A 14,467-nucleotide genomic window follows, 5' to 3' on the forward strand; every position below is an offset into this window, starting at 1 on the left:
GTTGAGACTGAGGGATTGCTGGGTGAGGTTGTGGGGTCTTGGGGACTTGTTGGGATTGGATTTGGGGTTGGGGGACTTGGGTTTCTAGAGGAGGTGGGGGGTTGAGCGTCTTCAAAGATCACATCAGAGTTGGTGTCTTTTAAAATAGGGGGGGGCATCGCCCCTACGCTTGTAAGAAGCAAACCCATTGCCAATAAAATTTTCATCGCCATTCCCTAGAGCAAGAAATTATAGCTAATGTAGTAGAGATTGTCGCTAGCAAAGTTGTAGGCAAAGGCATGACTCACCTTTAAGGGGGGAACTTTCATGGCAAGCTCAATACGATGTCTGATATTTAGAGTCATGGCCACTCCCAAATTGATCACCAAGCCAAAGCCATTTGGATTACGCACAGCGCTAGGATAATCCTTATAAGCGCTCCACCCCACACCCAGCCCCCCAAAAACGCCAATGGCGTATTTTTTATGCGTGTCAATGGATTTATCCATCACCAAATCCAAATTGAGACTTGCAATCTGATAGGTGCTAGATTGCTGGGGTTGGAGCACACTTCGATTCACGCCTCCCATATACTCCCCATACACGCGCAACCCGCCCACATCGCTTTTGATATATTTCTGATAGCCCACTTTCAAGCCGTACAAAAGGGGTAACCCCGCGCTTCTCACCCCATCCACTCTAATAAGCGTTTGTGCCAAGAGCAGGCCCACAAAGGGGCCGCTTTTGTGTTTGGCCACCTCTTGAACAAATTTTGCTAGTTCTGCCTCATACAATTGCCCTTTGAGCATGTAAATGCGAAATTCTTTTTCCGCGTCTGGGCTACGCTGTTGGCGCACATCCACCCCCCCCCAGCATGGGCCAAGCACCAACGCGCCCAAAAAGAGCCCCTGAAAAGCGCGCTTAAAAAACATATTGGTACCCTACATGCATCAATCCACCCCACCATGAAACATCTTTATTGGCCAATACTTTAAATTCCAACTCCACGCGGTTATGCCCAAAGATGCTAAAGGCGATCCCCGCATTGGCCATCATGCCAAAAAAAGCGTTGGTGCTTGTTCCTTGCGTGATCACCCCCAGCCCCACCCCCAATAAAAAGCCCATGGAAAGATAACGTTCTACTAAGGGCAAGGTGGGATCGATCATCAAGTCCGCGTTGATGGTCGCGCTTTGATAACCGACACGCCCGATATTAGATTGTTTGGGAATCGCCCCGATGTATTGGATGTAAATTCTACGCCCTATGAAATTAGGGCGCATGGTTTTAGCAAAGAGGGAGGGGCGGAAAGTTTGGTAGCCAAAGCGCACGCCAATTGTCCACAGATAATCCATTTGCCTGCCCCGGATAATGCCCTTTTGCATCGCCTCTTTGATCGCGCTATTGTAAAAAAAACCCGTGCTCAGTCCTAGCAATAATCCCGTCTTTTTCTCGGCTTCTTGAATGTCGTCAATCAACAGGGCGATTTCTTGATCTGTGTATTTTTCATAGAACTTGATGTACTTGTAGTACTTAGGATCAAGCGTCTTATAGTCTATCCCCCACAACCCCTGAAACATAAGCACAAAAGCCCCAAGCACTCCTTTAATTTTCAATACTAGCCCTAGTGAAAAATTTTAATCTTATCATAGCATTTTAAAGGTAAAATCTCTCAAAAAGTGTAGCGATGAAAAAAATCACTTTGGACACTCTACAACGCAAAAAGCACCCCCAAGAGGGGATCGATCCTAGCAAGATCAGCGCGATCACCGCTTACGATGCGCTCTTTGCAAGCCTATTTGACCCCCATGTAGATCTGATTTTAGTGGGCGATAGCTTGAATATGAGTTTTGCGGGCAAACCGGATACCTTGAGTGTGGGCATGGCAGAAATGCTCTATCACACTAAGGCGGTGTGTCGGGGTGTGCAACGTGCCTTTGTAGTAGCGGATATGCCCTATGGGAGCTACACCCATGAAAAACAAGCCCTCAAAAATGCTTTAAAATTCTACCAACAAACGCGTGCAGATGCGATCAAATTAGAGGGCGGACAGGCGCGTGCGCCCTTGATTGCAAGATTGGTACAAGAAGGCGTGGCGGTGGTGGGGCATATAGGGTTGTTGCCCCAAAGTGTGCGCGCGGTGGGGGGCTATAAGATTGTGGGCAAAACACCCACAAGCGCGCGCCAACTTTTAGAAGACGCTTTGAGCGTGCAGGAAGCAGGGGCTAGCTTGGTGGTGTTAGAAGGCGTGGTCGCATCTGTGGCTACAGAGATTAGCCAACGCTTAAAGATCCCCACCATAGGCATAGGGAGCGGGGCGGGGTGTGATGGACAGATTTTAGTCTTTAGCGATCTGCTAGGACTATTCAAGGCGTTTAAACCTAAATTTGTGCGCACCTATTTAGAGGGGGGCACTCTCATAGAAGAGGCGTTGCAACGCTATGTCCAAGACATCCAAACGGGGCATTTCCCCTCTGAGCAAGAGAGTTACTAATGCAACGACTCGTCAATGTGGAGGCACTAGACCTAGAAGAGCAAGAATCTTTAAGCCTACGCCCTAGCTTGTGGGAGGACTATATCGGGCAAGAACAGATTAAAAAATTATTGCAAGTCTCTATTAGCGCCACACGCAAACGCCAAGACACCCTAGATCATGTGCTTTTCTTTGGACCTCCGGGTTTGGGTAAAACCACTCTAAGCCATCTCATCGCTAAAGAGCTTAATGCCAATATCAAAGTTACCACCGCCCCCATGATTGAAAAGACCGGCGATTTAGCCGCCCTTTTAACCAATCTCAACCCTAAAGACATTCTCTTTATTGATGAAATCCACCGCTTGAGCCCGGCCATTGAAGAGGTGCTTTACCCGGCAATGGAGGATTTTAGGCTAGATATTATCATCGGCTCTAAAGCGGCTGCCCAAACCATTAAGATTGATCTAGCCCCTTTTACCCTCATAGGGGCGACCACGCGCGCCGGGTTGCTCTCTAACCCCTTGCGCGAGCGCTTTGGCATGCATTTTCGCATGCAGTTTTACAGCATAGAAGAACTAAGCACCATCATCACGCGCGCGAGCGCGCGCTTGCAAAAAGACATTGAGCCCCAAGCTAGCATGGAGATCGCGCGCCGATCTAGGGGCACGCCCCGCATCGCGCTAAGACTGCTAAGACGCGTGCGCGATTTTGCCGATCATGCCAATGAATCATGCATTTCTTTACAAACCACACTCTTTGCCCTAGAGGAGTTGGGCGTGAACGCGCATGGTTTTGACGCGCTGGATTTGCTCTATCTCAATCTCTTAGCCAACGCCAAAAACAAAGCCCTAGGGCTTAGTACCATTGCAGCCAGTTTGCATGAAGATGAAAGCACTATTGAAGAGGTGATTGAGCCCTTTTTATTGGCAAATGGGTATTTGGAGCGCACGGCTAAGGGGCGTATCGCCACGCTCAAGACTTACGAAACGCTCAAACTCAGCCGCCCCCGCTTGCTCTAAAAATTTAAAAAAATCGTAAGCATAGCATGCTATACTGCACCACTTAGTTTTTGCTAAGTTTTTTGGGGCTGAACAGGATTTCGACAAAGGTTGCATAGCGTGGGTTGCATGCCAAGTGTCTCTTGTAAAACGACACAAACAATAACCGTAAACAATCCTAATTACGCTCCTAACTACGCTAAAGCTGCGTAGCGAGCTGGAAGTCAGCAGGGTCGCTGGTGTCCTGTTGGCATTCCATCATTTTTAGCCAGATGCCTTTAAAAAGTGCTCGTTTTTTAAAGTAAGATTTAGAGCTAGGGGTCTTTATTTGAGCTAGAGAGGTGGCTTAAGAAGAACCCGACAATTTGTTCACTTCTCTAAGCATGTAGATGCCCACGGACGGATGTGATTTTTGGACTGGGGTTCGATTCCCCACAGCTCCACCATTTTACAATGTTTCCCCATAGCAAGAAGGATTGAGTACGCCAATGAGTCTGAAGCGATGTTTTGTAGTGTCTGTTTTGTGGATGCTGACTACAGCGTCTTCACTGATGGGTATTGATGTCCATGCGCTCGCCAATGCAGAGGCCAAGAGTGCGGAATTGGCAACGCAATTAGTCAGTGCCAGCAACAAAATTTTAGAGGAGGCCATTGACAAGGGCAGAGATTACCAAGAAGTCAAGCAATTGGATCGCGTTTATCAAGAAACACAAAATATCAAACTCATTTTGATTCCCAATAACCAAGCCAAAGAAGCCAAAAAAGAAGGATTTGGCGCGATGTTCAAAAAGGCCTTTGAACCCCCCATTGATTTAGACAAGGCCCTAGACTTGGTGGACGCGCTTCAAAAAGAACTCTCTCAAGCCAAATGGAAAACCGACCTTGCACCCCTGCTCAATCTTGCCGAGCAGCTCGAAGCCTCCCTGCACTCTGCCATGGATATCAAAGCCCAATGGCTCAACACCCGCAAGGCTAATTAAAGCCAATTATTAATATCCCCACTATAACGCACCGCTTTAGCGTCTTGGGATTTTTCAATTTTCTCCAAACTGGCTTGGATATTGGGGGGGAGGGGGTTTTCATCTGAATAGCTAAAATGCATGTGCGCGCTCACCACCCCGGGGGCGTTTTCGATCTCTCTATTGGCGCGCAATTCTGCCTGTGTGTCAGGAGCTTCGATCAAGGCGATGATCACCCCCTTTTCTTGATCAAAAGCGGGCACCTCCACACACTCCAAAGCCTCAATCGTTTTTAAACTTTGCTCAAAACTCTCCGGTTGGACTTTGACAATCACACTTGAAATATTCATGTTTTCCTTTCTACAAACAAGATAGCCTGACTAGGGCACACGGGTGCACACATGCCACAGCCCGTACAAGAAGCATGGATATGAGGGAAAAACATGCCCTCAAAGCTAATGGCGTTGTAGGGGCATGTGTCCTTGCACGCAAAGCACACCACACCTTGATAACTCAAACAGGTTTGAAAATCAATGAGCGCCCACGCCCCTATGACACTAGAGTGCTCCCTTTCTAACACCCCCGCGTGCTCTTGAGCACACACCTGCGCGCATTCCCCACAAAATGTGCAACCCCGTTCTTTAAAGTCTAAGTGAGGAAGTGCGCCTTCTTCTTTGATAATGATATGTTCAGGACAGGCTGAAACGCACCCTCCCACACAATCTAGGCATTCTTGCGCCCTTTGGGGGTTGAAATAGGGCAGGGGGATTACAAAAGCTTTAGGCTTTAAGCCCTTGAAAATCTCCCTAAAGGGTTTTTTAGGATTCATAGTCTTTGGAGGGTGTGCATGAGCTGATCTAGGCTCATTTTCTCTTGGGCTAAAACGCGTTCTAATTCTTCTGCAGAAGCGCGTATCCCACCTTGTTTTTCACATGCTAAGAGCGTTGCATAGAGCGCGCTAACTTCCTTGACACCCTTGAAATTAGGGCGGCGGCGCACCGAATAATAGCCTACGATCTCTCCCTTTACACCTAAGGATGCCGTTACAATGGCAAAGACCCAGTAGAAATTTCCATCTAGAGTTTTGTTCTTCACAAACACGCTTGCCTCCTGCTTTGTACTAATGCGCTCCCACAGGTATTTAAACGCCAATTTGGGCATGTCAGGATGTCTGATGATATTATGGGGTTTGCCCAGTAAATCCCTCTCATGCGCCCCCACAATCTTGACAAAGGGGTAGTTAGCATAGGTGATCACCCCCTTAGGATTGGTTTTGCTCACCAAGAACGCGTTCTCATCCACGAAACGCTCCATCAATCCCCCCCAATTTCTAAGCCCACAGGGCAGTGATCGCTGCCCAGAACATGCGCGTAAATATGCGCGCCTTTGAGCTGGGCTTGCAGGCCTTGAGAGACCAAGAAATAATCAATACGCCAACCGATATTGCGCGCCCGAGCTTGGCTCATATAGCTCCACCATGTGTACACTTCTGTTTGGTTGGGGTAAAAATGGCGGTAGGTGTCCAAAAATCCCAGTTGGAGTAATTGCCTAAAGGCATCGCGCTCGGGATCGCTAAAGCCCGCGTTATAGCGGTTACTCTGCGGGTTGGTCAAATCGATCTCATTGTGGGCGACATTCAAATCCCCGCACACAACCACCCCCTTATGCCTTGCCAAATTCTGCAAAAAATCCCTAAACGCGCTCTCCCATTGCAGGCGATAAGGCAGGCGCAGTAGCCTCCTTTGCGAATTAGGCGTATAGACATTGACCAAGTAAAAGTTCTCATACTCACAAGTGATCACGCGCCCCTCGTTGTCATGCTCTTCTAGCCCCAATCCATAGTGCACGCTCAAAGGCGCGTTTTTGCTCAAGGTCAACACCCCGCTATAGCCCTTCTTCTGTGCGCTATTCCAAAAAGCATGGTAGTTTTCAAAGGCAAAATCCGCCTGCTGTGGGTGCATTTTAGTCTCTTGCACACAGAAAATATCAGCCCCACTTTCTAGAAAAAACTCCCTAAAACCCTTTTGCATGCATGCCCTCAAGCCATTGACATTCCACGAAATTAAGCGCATCTAACACCTTTTAAGGGGATTATAACACTTTAAGTTAAATTTTAGGGACCTATGTAGTATAATTGTGCTTTTGGCTTGATAGCTCAGTCGGTAGAGCAGAAGACTGAAAATCTTCGTGTCGGTGGTTCGATTCCGCCTCAAGCCACCATTAGCGCGCAAAATCCCAAAAGAGTTTTAAAATTGTCGCCCCCACCACGCATAAAAAGACTCGGCGGATAAACTTGACTTCTTTAGCCATCACCAAATTAGAACCCACCCATGCCCCCAACATCTGCCCTGCCCCCATCAAGAGCCCTACAGACCAAATCACCTCCCCCCCCATTAAAAACACGCTCAAGCTCACAATATTGCTGGTGAAGTTGAATACTTTCGTGCGCGCGGTGGCTTTTTTCATGTTCAGCCCTAAGAGCGCGACCATGGCAAAAGTCCAAAACGAACCCGTACCCGGCCCAAAAAAGCCGTCATAAAATCCCAATCCTAACCCAAAAATCCCATAAAAAAGGGCGGGTTTGACCCTAGGATGGCTATCCCCTTCCCCCACTTTGGGAGCTAGCAAGGTGTACATAAAGATCAAAGATAAGAAAATAGGGATGAGCACGCGCAACATGTCCGCCTTGAGCCATAAAATCAAAGTCGTACCCAACGCCGCGCCCACCACCACGCACCCCACCCCAAAGGCGACTTCTCTTAGAGGCACCATGCCCTTTAAGCAGAAATTCAGCGCGGCGGTGAAACTCCCAAAGCTGCTTTGTAATTTATTGGTGGCTAGCACCATGTGGGGAGGGATCCCTAATGCCATCAAGGTGGGCACGGTGATAAGCCCCCCACCTCCAGCAATCGAATCCACCAGCCCTGCACTGAATGCCGCCACAAAAAAGATTCCATAGACATACCATTCTAACTCCATCGCACTCTCCCTAATAGACTCCCAACCGATTATAACAAAGCTCTATTGGAGAGATTAGCCTTAAGGGCAATCACGCCCTCAAATCGTTGCCTAGTTTGCACAGCACGCGGATACTTTGGCTGTGGCTGTCATAGACCCAGTGTTTATCAAAGGCATGTTTTGCTCCCGAGTTGCTATTGACATCGAGCAAATAAAAGCGGTTTTTATCTTGGCGTTTTTGGCGCATTTGTTGGGCAAGATTTGATCAAGCCCAACAAAATCCCCATCTGAGATCACTAAGAGGTCTGCCTTTTTATAGATTGTCTTTAATTTTAATTCGTTCTTTTTAGTGCTAATGGTTTCTACCACCACCACATAGCCATTAATCTGTTTGCCACTAATCAAAACCTCTTGATGGTATTTGTCTGTATCAACTACATGCCTATCTGCATTATTTACAATATCCTTATGATGGATAATGTCTTCTCTTGTTACTGCGGGCTGTTTGCTAATTTCTACTAAGTTTGATCCCTCTCCATGCCGTCTTTCAATATGCTTTAACGCATCGGCGTGGAAAACTTGGTTAAGGTAGGGGGTGAGCATGGGCAAAGCTCCTTAAGGGTGTATTCAGTTGGTTATCGTAGGATCGTTTGGTGGTGTGCACGATGCGTCTAAGTGGCACTAGTTCTTTGCAACTAGGGGGCGACGCTATCATTTGGATAGTCGTATTTGCACACCATCTTTAAAAATAGACTCTGTTTCTAGGTCCCCGTTTCCTTTGTACATGGTTTTGAGTTTTAGTGTGTTGTTTTTCTGGCTAATAATTTCCACCGCAATAAAATACCCATTAATTTGTTTGCCAACAACTAAAGCCTTTTGATGGTCCTTAGTGTCCTCTATGCGCATTAAATCAGCATTGTTTATAATTTCCGGATAATGCGCTATGTCCTCCCTTGTTATGGTAGCTTGCCCACTACTTTTAACTAAAGGCGCATTTGGCCCATGTCTTTTTTCAATGTGTTTTAACGCGTTTCCATCAAATAACATTTTAATCGGCTTATTAGGGTCAAAGTCCAAATGCTCTAATATTTGCGCATTGGTTAAATCCCCCATCCACACCTTACTATTAGTCCTTTTGACCTCCTCTAAAAACTCGGGTGTGATCTCTTCAGGCTTGGCTCTTCTTAAAGGCTTGTTAGGGTCTAGGAGGTCTTGGCTAGCCTCCCTTGGGGGCTCTTTCTCCACCACCTTAAAATCTTGTAACACCCACCTTCTAGGCTGGCTGGGGTCATTGTTGTTGCTCCAATCAATGCGGGCTTTAAAATCCCAATCTTTGCCATTGTAGGTCTGTGTTAAATTCAATGCGACACTATTGTCATCAAGACGACTAAGTTCGCCTTCTTTGAGCGTGCGATCAATGGCGTTAGCGATATGCGTGTTGCGCCACTTCTTAAAGTCTCTCTTAGCTCGTATTTCAGCCTCTGCTCCTACTGGGGTTAAAAACTCTTGGGGCTGGGTTTTAAAGGTCTCTAGCCCTTTAGATTCTTGGGCGATTCTGCCCGCATCCATGTATTTCTCCCCGCCATATTGGGTATATACATCAATGCCCCCAATTTCAGGGCGTGCATAAGCGTTTGCGATCTGCCCATCCAATCTTGTGCGCTCATACATCAAGGCCAATAAGCCCTCTTGCCCCTTGTTGGTGTAGCGGCTGTAATTCTTGCCCAAACTCTTATTAATGGGGTCTTTGGGCGCAATCTTGGGCAACTCTTCTAGCCCCTCTAGGCTTTGGGGCTGTTTGTAGTCCTTGGGCTTTTTAAGGGGGGGTTTGGCTTTAACCTCCTCTTGTTTGGCTTGGGCTTTTAAAAGCCCCTCATCTCTTGCCCTTTCTTCTTGAATAAATTGCCTTCTTGTTTTGGCTTTAACGCCATTGCCAAGCCGTGTGGCTGTTGTTTGTAGCCTGTCTAAGACCTCAGGGGTGATGCGTTCAAAATATTTTGTATCCGTGCTATTTTCAGCCCTAAAAAGAAAAATCTTATCCTCTATCTTTTTGACAAGAGACACAGCAAATTCATCTTGAAATATGGCATCGGGGTGTTCTAGAGTCTGTTTTAAATAGGGCGCTTCACCCTCTAAAAGGCCAAAGTAAAAATCTTTGCTACGCACTTTAAAGGGCTTTTCTTGGGCACTCTGCAGGGCTTCTAAGACTTCTTTGGGCATATTGGGGGTAAAGGGGTCATCGCCTTCTTTAAGGCCAAAGAGTTTTTTAAACGCCTCATGCTGATCGCTTAAAATATATTGTTGAGGGGTTTGTTCTTGGGCTTTAAGGGGGGATGTGCTATGCTTGTCTAAGTCCTTTTGGGCAAGATTGTTTCCATGCCCAACTAACGCCCTAGATTGGTCGGAAGTCTCTAGGGAAGGACTCCTAAGCTCATAGGCTGTGATGATCCAATGGTTTTCACCCTTTCCATCCCAACCCTGCGATAATCCCACTCTGAACTCCCTACCCTCTTTCTTTAAGATGATGGTTTTAACATCTTGCGCATTGATAACAAGCGTCCCTTCTTGCATAATTTCGCCTAGACCATTGATGAGTTTTTGTTGCGGGCTATTGCCATTGAATACATCAAAATCTTTTATGTGTTTCTGTATGACTTTGGACAACCCTATGCCTTTACGCTCCGCATCTCCCGCATAACCCCACACCAAATCAATATAGCCCAACCCCTCTTTATAAAACGCTCCGCTCACTTGCCCCCGTCTTTCTCTTAAAAGCTTGCTAACCGCCTCTTTGCCCTTAAGGGCAAATTCTTTAAAATTCTCTCCAAAAGCGGGGTTAGGTTTTAAAATGTCTTCTAAAAGCTTGTTTTTAAATCTAATGGCGTCTAAAATATCTTGCTTGTCTAAAGACGCGTTTCTGCCTGCGGCTAGGATTTCTTTAGCCGTGGCTGGGATATGTGTGTTGGGCTTATAGGGAAGTAAGGGGATTTGATTGTTAAGGGGGGGTTTGCTAACATCACTTAAAGGAGTAGCTATGTCAGTCTCTATCCCCTTGCCCCCGGTTAAAGATGTGGATTTTTGGTTTAATTTTGATTCGCGTAGATTGTATGCGTTGCCGGATGAAGAAATCCCCGGCTTTGAATTTGACTTTTCTAAAGGCTCTTGGATGTCCTTTAAATCTGTGCCTGATTTTTTTGCCAATACAGACATGGTAGATGACGCTTGTGGCGAAGTGAGCTTAAACGAAGTGAACAAACTGCTATCTAAGTCGGATTCTTGACCTATGGCCTTCATTTTGCGTTTAAACTCTCTTATGTCCTTGTTGCTTAGTTTACCCTCTAAATAAAGCCGCCGTTTCTCTTTATAAAGCGGGTCTAACTCTTTCTTCACCTCCCAACTCTTAGGCGTGTGCACCTGTATCTCACTAGGGATGCCCTCATAAGTAAAGTTAATATGCGCGCCTTGATAATTGTCTTGGGTTTTAATGAATCTAGGATTGATGTCCTCAATGCTGGGATTGGCTTGTAGACTCTCTAAGATGTGCTTAAATTGCGTGTCTATGCTTTCTTTAGGGGCAATAAATGCCCCTCTTAACAAGTCATCCACTCTTGTTAAATCCCCTTTGTAATACGCTAGCTTTTCTTCTATGCTCCCCACACTCTTAAGCACATTGCCACTCTCTAGAGTGCTGCTAGGCTGGCTTAATCCCTCTAAGAGTTGCTTAAAGCCCTGTTCTTGCTCTTGGGCTTGGGTGTAGAGGGTTTGGGCTTGATTCTTAAGTTCTGGGGTGGTAGGGTTGTCTTGGGCGGTAGGTAGTTTAGGACTATAACCGCCTTGATAATTGGTGAAATTGCGATCGCTGTAAAAATCAAAAATCTTTTTACCATCGTTAAATTCATCTACCACCACCCTTAAGGTTATGCCATCTGGCTCTTTAAGCACATAGGCATAGCGCAAGGCATCGCCTCTAAGCTCAAAGCTGGTTGCGTCCATTTCTCCATGCCGCAACACAAAGCCCATATTTAAGAGTTCTGCACTATTTAGTCCACCTGTTTTTTCTTCTCCAAAGTGTTTGATAAGGATTTTTCTAGCCCCTATTTTACGGCTACCCGTTTCTAAAGTGTAGAGCTCTTGTAAATCTTTGCCTTGTAGAGTAGTGGCGGGTATCTCACCACGAAATACCTTTAAAATCTCTTGTTGTTCAGAACTTAACGCGCTAGGATCTATTTTATTTAACTCTTCTTGGGCGTTGTTAGCTTTAGTCTGGGCTTGATTCTTAAGTTCTGGGGTGGTAGGGTTAGAATTGGAGCCGGTTGCGTCTAAGGGCGTACTTGAGCTTGACTCGAGCGTATTCCCGCTATCTTTGGATAGTCGTATGCCTGCTCCGCTGAAATCGCGGTTTTTCTCTAAAAGTCCGTTTTCTCTGTATAGCGTTTTGAGGTTTAAGGCGTTGTTTTTCTTGCTAACAATCTCCACCACCACGACATAGCCATCAATCTGCTTACCTGCTAGCAGGGTTGTGTGGTCTTTATATTTTTGCACCTCTATTAAGTCCGCGTTATTGACAATCTCTGGGTAGCTTTTAATATCCTCAATTGTTACTGCCGGCTGTTTGCTGATTTCTACTAAGTTTGACCCCTTACCATGCCTTTTTTCAATGTGTTTTAACGCGTCTCCATCAAAGAGCATTTTCACGGGTTTATTAGGGTCTAACTCCAAATGCTCCAAGATTTGCACATTGGTTAAGTCCCCCATCCACACCTTACCATTAGTCCTTTTGACCTCCTCTAAAAACTCCGGAGTGATCTCTTCAGGCTTGGCTCTTCTTAAAGGCTTGTTAGGGTCTAGGAGATCATCACTGCTTTGACAACGCCACCAAAGCCCTCATCAGAGAGATTGAGGGGGGCTTACCCCCAGATGATGGAGGTAAATCCTTTGAATATAAAACAGAGGGGACGAAAGATATTAAAGATTTAAGGACGGAGTTAAGGCAAAGTCTAGTCCCCATTTTAAACCAAGACATTAAGAACAAAGAAACGGGGGTAGTTGCGCGTCTTTCAACCAATGGAGTTAAAAAAATCTCTAGCGATAAGGCTTTAAATAAGAGTTTAGAAAATGGTTTTACAAAAGAAGAACATTTTAAAGTGGGAGCAGATATTAAAGCTCTTTTTGAGAATGCTAGATTGGGAGAAACACATGAGGATTATAAAGAGCGTTCAGGGGTAAAAGCAATACATAGATATTTTGCAGACATTAATATTAATGACAAAAAAGCGCAAGCTAAGATCACAGTAAGAGAGACAACAGATCAAGGACATAGAATCTATAGTTTGGAGTTAGAGGAGTTGAACCCCCTACCTTAAGGGCTGTAGCACACCTTACAACCTAGTAGGGGCGGACTAAACTCACTAAAGACAAGAGATGTGCACAGTTTGTATAAACCTTCCGGCGACTATTGTAAAGCCCGTGGGGGGAGCGTATAATAAAAACGCTTAATCTCAAATTAAACGCCAACGCCACCAAAGCCCTCATTAGAGAGATTGAGGGGGGCTTACCCCCAGATGATGGAGGAGGAGGAGGAGGGATACCTAACCCCCATTTGGGGGATAGTGGGGGTAAAGGGGGTAATGGGGGTCATGAACCCCCTAAGGGCAATGATGATGGAGGTTTAGAGGGGGCAAAGGGTGGAGGGCAAAGAAATTTAACACCCCAAGAGATTAAAGAAGCTATAGCGCAATGGGATTTAAGCCCTAAAGCCAACGCTAACGCCAAACAAAGGTTAGTGGTTTCTAGTGTGGATGCTACAGAAGCCCAAGAACTAGGGCAAGCACTTAAGTTTAAGGGCAAGAGAGAGCTTGTAAGAGAGATTGACGCACACCAAGTGTTACACACGCTCAAACAACATGGCGATGCGATTAAGGAAGCCAAACGGGGACAAATTGCGGTAACTTTAGAGGACATCGCCCATTACCAAGAGTATCTTAAAAGCCCCGATTTTAAACACATACAAGAAGAGAGTGGGCGTATTGTGTATGCCAAACAGATTAATGGCTACGCGGTAGTGATTGAGGAAGCCTTAAGCGGGCAAGATAAGTTAAGATTTTTTGATATGTGGAAGTTAAAGGGGCAACTCAATAAAGAAGTTCTGCTATCCCATAGCCAACGCCCTAACACGACTCCAAGCCTTGATCTTGAAGGCTATATGCCTAGCAGTGGAGCTAACCCTACCACCCCAGAACTTAAGAGTCAAGCCCAAACCCTCTACACCCAAGCCCAAGAGCAAGAACAGGGTTTTAAGCAACTCCTAGAGGGATTAAGCCAGCCTAGCAGCACTCTAGAGAGTGGCAATGTGCTTAAAAGCGCGCAGAGTCTAGAGCGTAAATTGCTGAGCAAGCAAGGAGATGTAAGTGCCATTAGCGACTTTTTAAGAGCGGCCATTAGAGTGGAGGATAGGGGACATCTTAATGCCCAATTGACCCATATTGAGGACAGCCTAAGAGCGCAGGGGATAGAGCCCATTATAGAGTTTCATCATAGAAGTAGCAAGTATAAGGGCTTGCATGTGCAATTTACTTATAAGGGCATCCCCAGCGAAATCCAGCTACACACTGATAGCAGTTGGGGGACTAAAAAAGAGCTAGACCCGATCTATCATATTATGCGAGACCCCCAAGAATTGGCAAAGCTAACGCCCCAAGAATTAGAAAATCTAAAGTTAAAAAGCCGTCAAATCGCTCAAGTTTTAGATTTAGATATAAGCGACTTCACTTCATACATGGTTAAATCTGATAGCGCCCAAAACTCAGAGAAATCCGTCTTGGTAAGAAAATCGCCCACAGAGGAGAAACCCACCCAAGAGCCTTTAGAAAAGTCAAATTCAAACGCGCCTTCTTTGGTGGATTTAGAAGTGCGGTCTAATGCGTACAACCGCCCCGATTCTGTGTTGCGTGAGAACGCTAATTTTTCAGGTGGCAAGGGGAATAATTTATCTTCAGGCAAGGAAAACATACAAACTCCTTTGCCTAACCCTAGCACAACCCCCCCTAAAAGTCAACCATCCCTTTTGCAGCAGGCCACAGAGTGGAGGGAACAGAGTGCGCAC

14 protein-coding genes, 1 tRNA gene, 1 other RNA gene and 1 pseudogene are annotated in these 14,467 nt (G+C 46.0%); 7 read left to right on the forward strand and 10 right to left on the reverse strand.

The features are described from left to right. From EAO38_RS09025 to EAO38_RS07670, 3 genes and pseudogenes are all read right to left on the reverse strand, one after another. Positions 1–206, reverse strand: a pseudogene (locus EAO38_RS09025) (hypothetical protein); the annotation flags it as partial. Between the two features lie 9 nt (positions 207–215). Further along, positions 216–911 carry an outer membrane beta-barrel protein gene (locus EAO38_RS07665; protein ID WP_121022625.1) on the reverse strand — a complete coding sequence of 232 codons (696 nt, stop codon included), beginning with the start codon at positions 909–911 and terminating at the stop codon, positions 216–218. Then, positions 901–1,557, reverse strand: a complete 657-nt coding sequence (locus EAO38_RS07670; protein WP_121022644.1) for a hypothetical protein — start codon at positions 1,555–1,557, stop codon at positions 901–903. Before EAO38_RS07670 ends, EAO38_RS07665 begins: the two co-directional genes overlap by 11 nt. Before the next feature lie 107 nt (positions 1,558–1,664). Between EAO38_RS07670 and panB the strand changes: the two genes are divergently transcribed. From panB to EAO38_RS07690, 4 genes are all read left to right on the forward strand, one after another. Further along, the gene (panB, locus tag EAO38_RS07675; protein ID WP_121022627.1) at positions 1,665–2,471 is read left to right on the forward strand and encodes a 3-methyl-2-oxobutanoate hydroxymethyltransferase; all 807 of its coding nucleotides are present in this window, start codon (positions 1,665–1,667) and stop codon (positions 2,469–2,471) included. Further along, on the forward strand, positions 2,471–3,469 hold the full coding sequence (gene ruvB / locus EAO38_RS07680; protein ID WP_121022628.1) for a Holliday junction branch migration DNA helicase RuvB: 999 nt from the start codon (positions 2,471–2,473) through the stop codon (positions 3,467–3,469). The genes panB and ruvB overlap by 1 nt, the downstream gene beginning before the upstream one ends. 64 nt (positions 3,470–3,533) lie before the next feature. Next, positions 3,534–3,894: a transfer-messenger RNA gene (gene ssrA, locus EAO38_RS07685) on the forward strand. Between the two features lie 42 nt (positions 3,895–3,936). After that, a complete protein-coding gene (locus EAO38_RS07690) occupies positions 3,937–4,428 on the forward strand; it encodes a hypothetical protein (protein WP_121022630.1) in 492 nt (163 codons plus the stop codon). Here the strand turns inward: EAO38_RS07690 and EAO38_RS07695 are convergent. From EAO38_RS07695 to EAO38_RS07710, 4 genes are read right to left on the reverse strand one after another with little or no spacing between them, the layout of a single operon-like run. Next, the gene (locus EAO38_RS07695; RefSeq protein ID WP_121022632.1) at positions 4,425–4,757 is read right to left on the reverse strand and encodes a chaperone NapD; all 333 of its coding nucleotides are present in this window, start codon (positions 4,755–4,757) and stop codon (positions 4,425–4,427) included. The two genes, EAO38_RS07690 and EAO38_RS07695, sit on opposite strands and share 4 nt — an antisense overlap. Beyond that, positions 4,754–5,236 (reverse strand): 4Fe-4S dicluster domain-containing protein, encoded by a 483-nt coding sequence (locus EAO38_RS07700; RefSeq protein WP_121022634.1) that lies wholly within the window; start codon positions 5,234–5,236, stop codon positions 4,754–4,756. Before EAO38_RS07700 ends, EAO38_RS07695 begins: the two co-directional genes overlap by 4 nt. Then, positions 5,233–5,721 (reverse strand): PAS domain-containing protein, encoded by a 489-nt coding sequence (locus EAO38_RS07705; protein WP_121022636.1) that lies wholly within the window; start codon positions 5,719–5,721, stop codon positions 5,233–5,235. Before EAO38_RS07705 ends, EAO38_RS07700 begins: the two co-directional genes overlap by 4 nt. Further along, positions 5,721–6,479 carry an exodeoxyribonuclease III gene (locus EAO38_RS07710; protein WP_121022638.1) on the reverse strand — a complete coding sequence of 253 codons (759 nt, stop codon included), beginning with the start codon at positions 6,477–6,479 and terminating at the stop codon, positions 5,721–5,723. Before EAO38_RS07710 ends, EAO38_RS07705 begins: the two co-directional genes overlap by 1 nt. Before the next feature lie 72 nt (positions 6,480–6,551). Between EAO38_RS07710 and EAO38_RS07715 the strand changes: the two genes are divergently transcribed. After that, a tRNA-Phe gene (locus tag EAO38_RS07715) sits at positions 6,552–6,627 on the forward strand. On the opposite strand, the gene EAO38_RS07720 is transcribed toward EAO38_RS07715, so the two are convergent. From EAO38_RS07720 to EAO38_RS07730, 3 genes are all read right to left on the reverse strand, one after another. Next, positions 6,628–7,386: a TSUP family transporter gene (locus tag EAO38_RS07720; RefSeq protein WP_121022640.1), complete on the reverse strand. Its 759-nt coding sequence runs from the start codon at positions 7,384–7,386 to the stop codon at positions 6,628–6,630. Between the two features lie 90 nt (positions 7,387–7,476). Next, positions 7,477–7,968 carry a PBECR3 domain-containing polyvalent protein gene (locus EAO38_RS08955; RefSeq protein ID WP_205588381.1) on the reverse strand — a complete coding sequence of 164 codons (492 nt, stop codon included), beginning with the start codon at positions 7,966–7,968 and terminating at the stop codon, positions 7,477–7,479. 108 nt (positions 7,969–8,076) lie between these two features. Beyond that, positions 8,077–12,120 (reverse strand): PBECR3 domain-containing polyvalent protein, encoded by a 4,044-nt coding sequence (locus tag EAO38_RS07730; protein WP_121022642.1) that lies wholly within the window; start codon positions 12,118–12,120, stop codon positions 8,077–8,079. Between the two features lie 209 nt (positions 12,121–12,329). On the opposite strand from EAO38_RS07730, the gene EAO38_RS07735 reads away from it, so the two are divergent. Both EAO38_RS07735 and EAO38_RS07740 read left to right on the forward strand, forming a co-directional pair. After that, complete coding sequence (locus EAO38_RS07735) at positions 12,330–12,728, forward strand: LPD3 domain-containing protein (protein ID WP_268877830.1); 399 nt, start codon at positions 12,330–12,332, stop codon at positions 12,726–12,728. Positions 12,729–12,964: 236 nt separating this feature from the next. Next, positions 12,965–14,467: PBECR3 domain-containing polyvalent protein (locus EAO38_RS07740; protein WP_456237298.1), on the forward strand; the 1,503-nt coding region annotated here is incomplete at its 3' end.

The organism is Helicobacter vulpis, from assembly GCF_003660395.1.
Lineage (GTDB): Bacteria > Campylobacterota > Campylobacteria > Campylobacterales > Helicobacteraceae > Helicobacter > Helicobacter vulpis.

Excerpts from the sequence above, each read along its gene's own strand:
- EAO38_RS07665 (WP_121022625.1), bottom strand. The coding sequence starts at position 911 with ATGTTTTTTAAGCGCGCTTTTCAGGGGCTCTTTTTGGGCGCGTTGGTG.
- EAO38_RS07705 (WP_121022636.1), bottom strand. The coding sequence starts at position 5,721 with ATGGAGCGTTTCGTGGATGAGAACGCGTTCTTGGTGAGCAAAACCAAT.
- EAO38_RS07700 (WP_121022634.1), bottom strand. The coding sequence starts at position 5,236 with ATGAATCCTAAAAAACCCTTTAGGGAGATTTTCAAGGGCTTAAAGCCT.
- EAO38_RS07710 (WP_121022638.1), bottom strand. The coding sequence starts at position 6,479 with ATGCGCTTAATTTCGTGGAATGTCAATGGCTTGAGGGCATGCATGCAA.
- ruvB (WP_121022628.1), top strand. The coding sequence starts at position 2,471 with ATGCAACGACTCGTCAATGTGGAGGCACTAGACCTAGAAGAGCAAGAA.
- EAO38_RS07730 (WP_121022642.1), bottom strand. The coding sequence starts at position 12,120 with ATGGGGGACTTAACCAATGTGCAAATCTTGGAGCATTTGGAGTTAGAC.
- EAO38_RS08955 (WP_205588381.1), bottom strand. The coding sequence starts at position 7,968 with ATGCTCACCCCCTACCTTAACCAAGTTTTCCACGCCGATGCGTTAAAG.
- EAO38_RS07690 (WP_121022630.1), top strand. The coding sequence starts at position 3,937 with ATGAGTCTGAAGCGATGTTTTGTAGTGTCTGTTTTGTGGATGCTGACT.
- EAO38_RS07670 (WP_121022644.1), bottom strand. The coding sequence starts at position 1,557 with ATGTTTCAGGGGTTGTGGGGGATAGACTATAAGACGCTTGATCCTAAG.
- EAO38_RS07720 (WP_121022640.1), bottom strand. The coding sequence starts at position 7,386 with ATGGAGTTAGAATGGTATGTCTATGGAATCTTTTTTGTGGCGGCATTC.
- panB (WP_121022627.1), top strand. The coding sequence starts at position 1,665 with ATGAAAAAAATCACTTTGGACACTCTACAACGCAAAAAGCACCCCCAA.
- EAO38_RS07695 (WP_121022632.1), bottom strand. The coding sequence starts at position 4,757 with ATGAATATTTCAAGTGTGATTGTCAAAGTCCAACCGGAGAGTTTTGAG.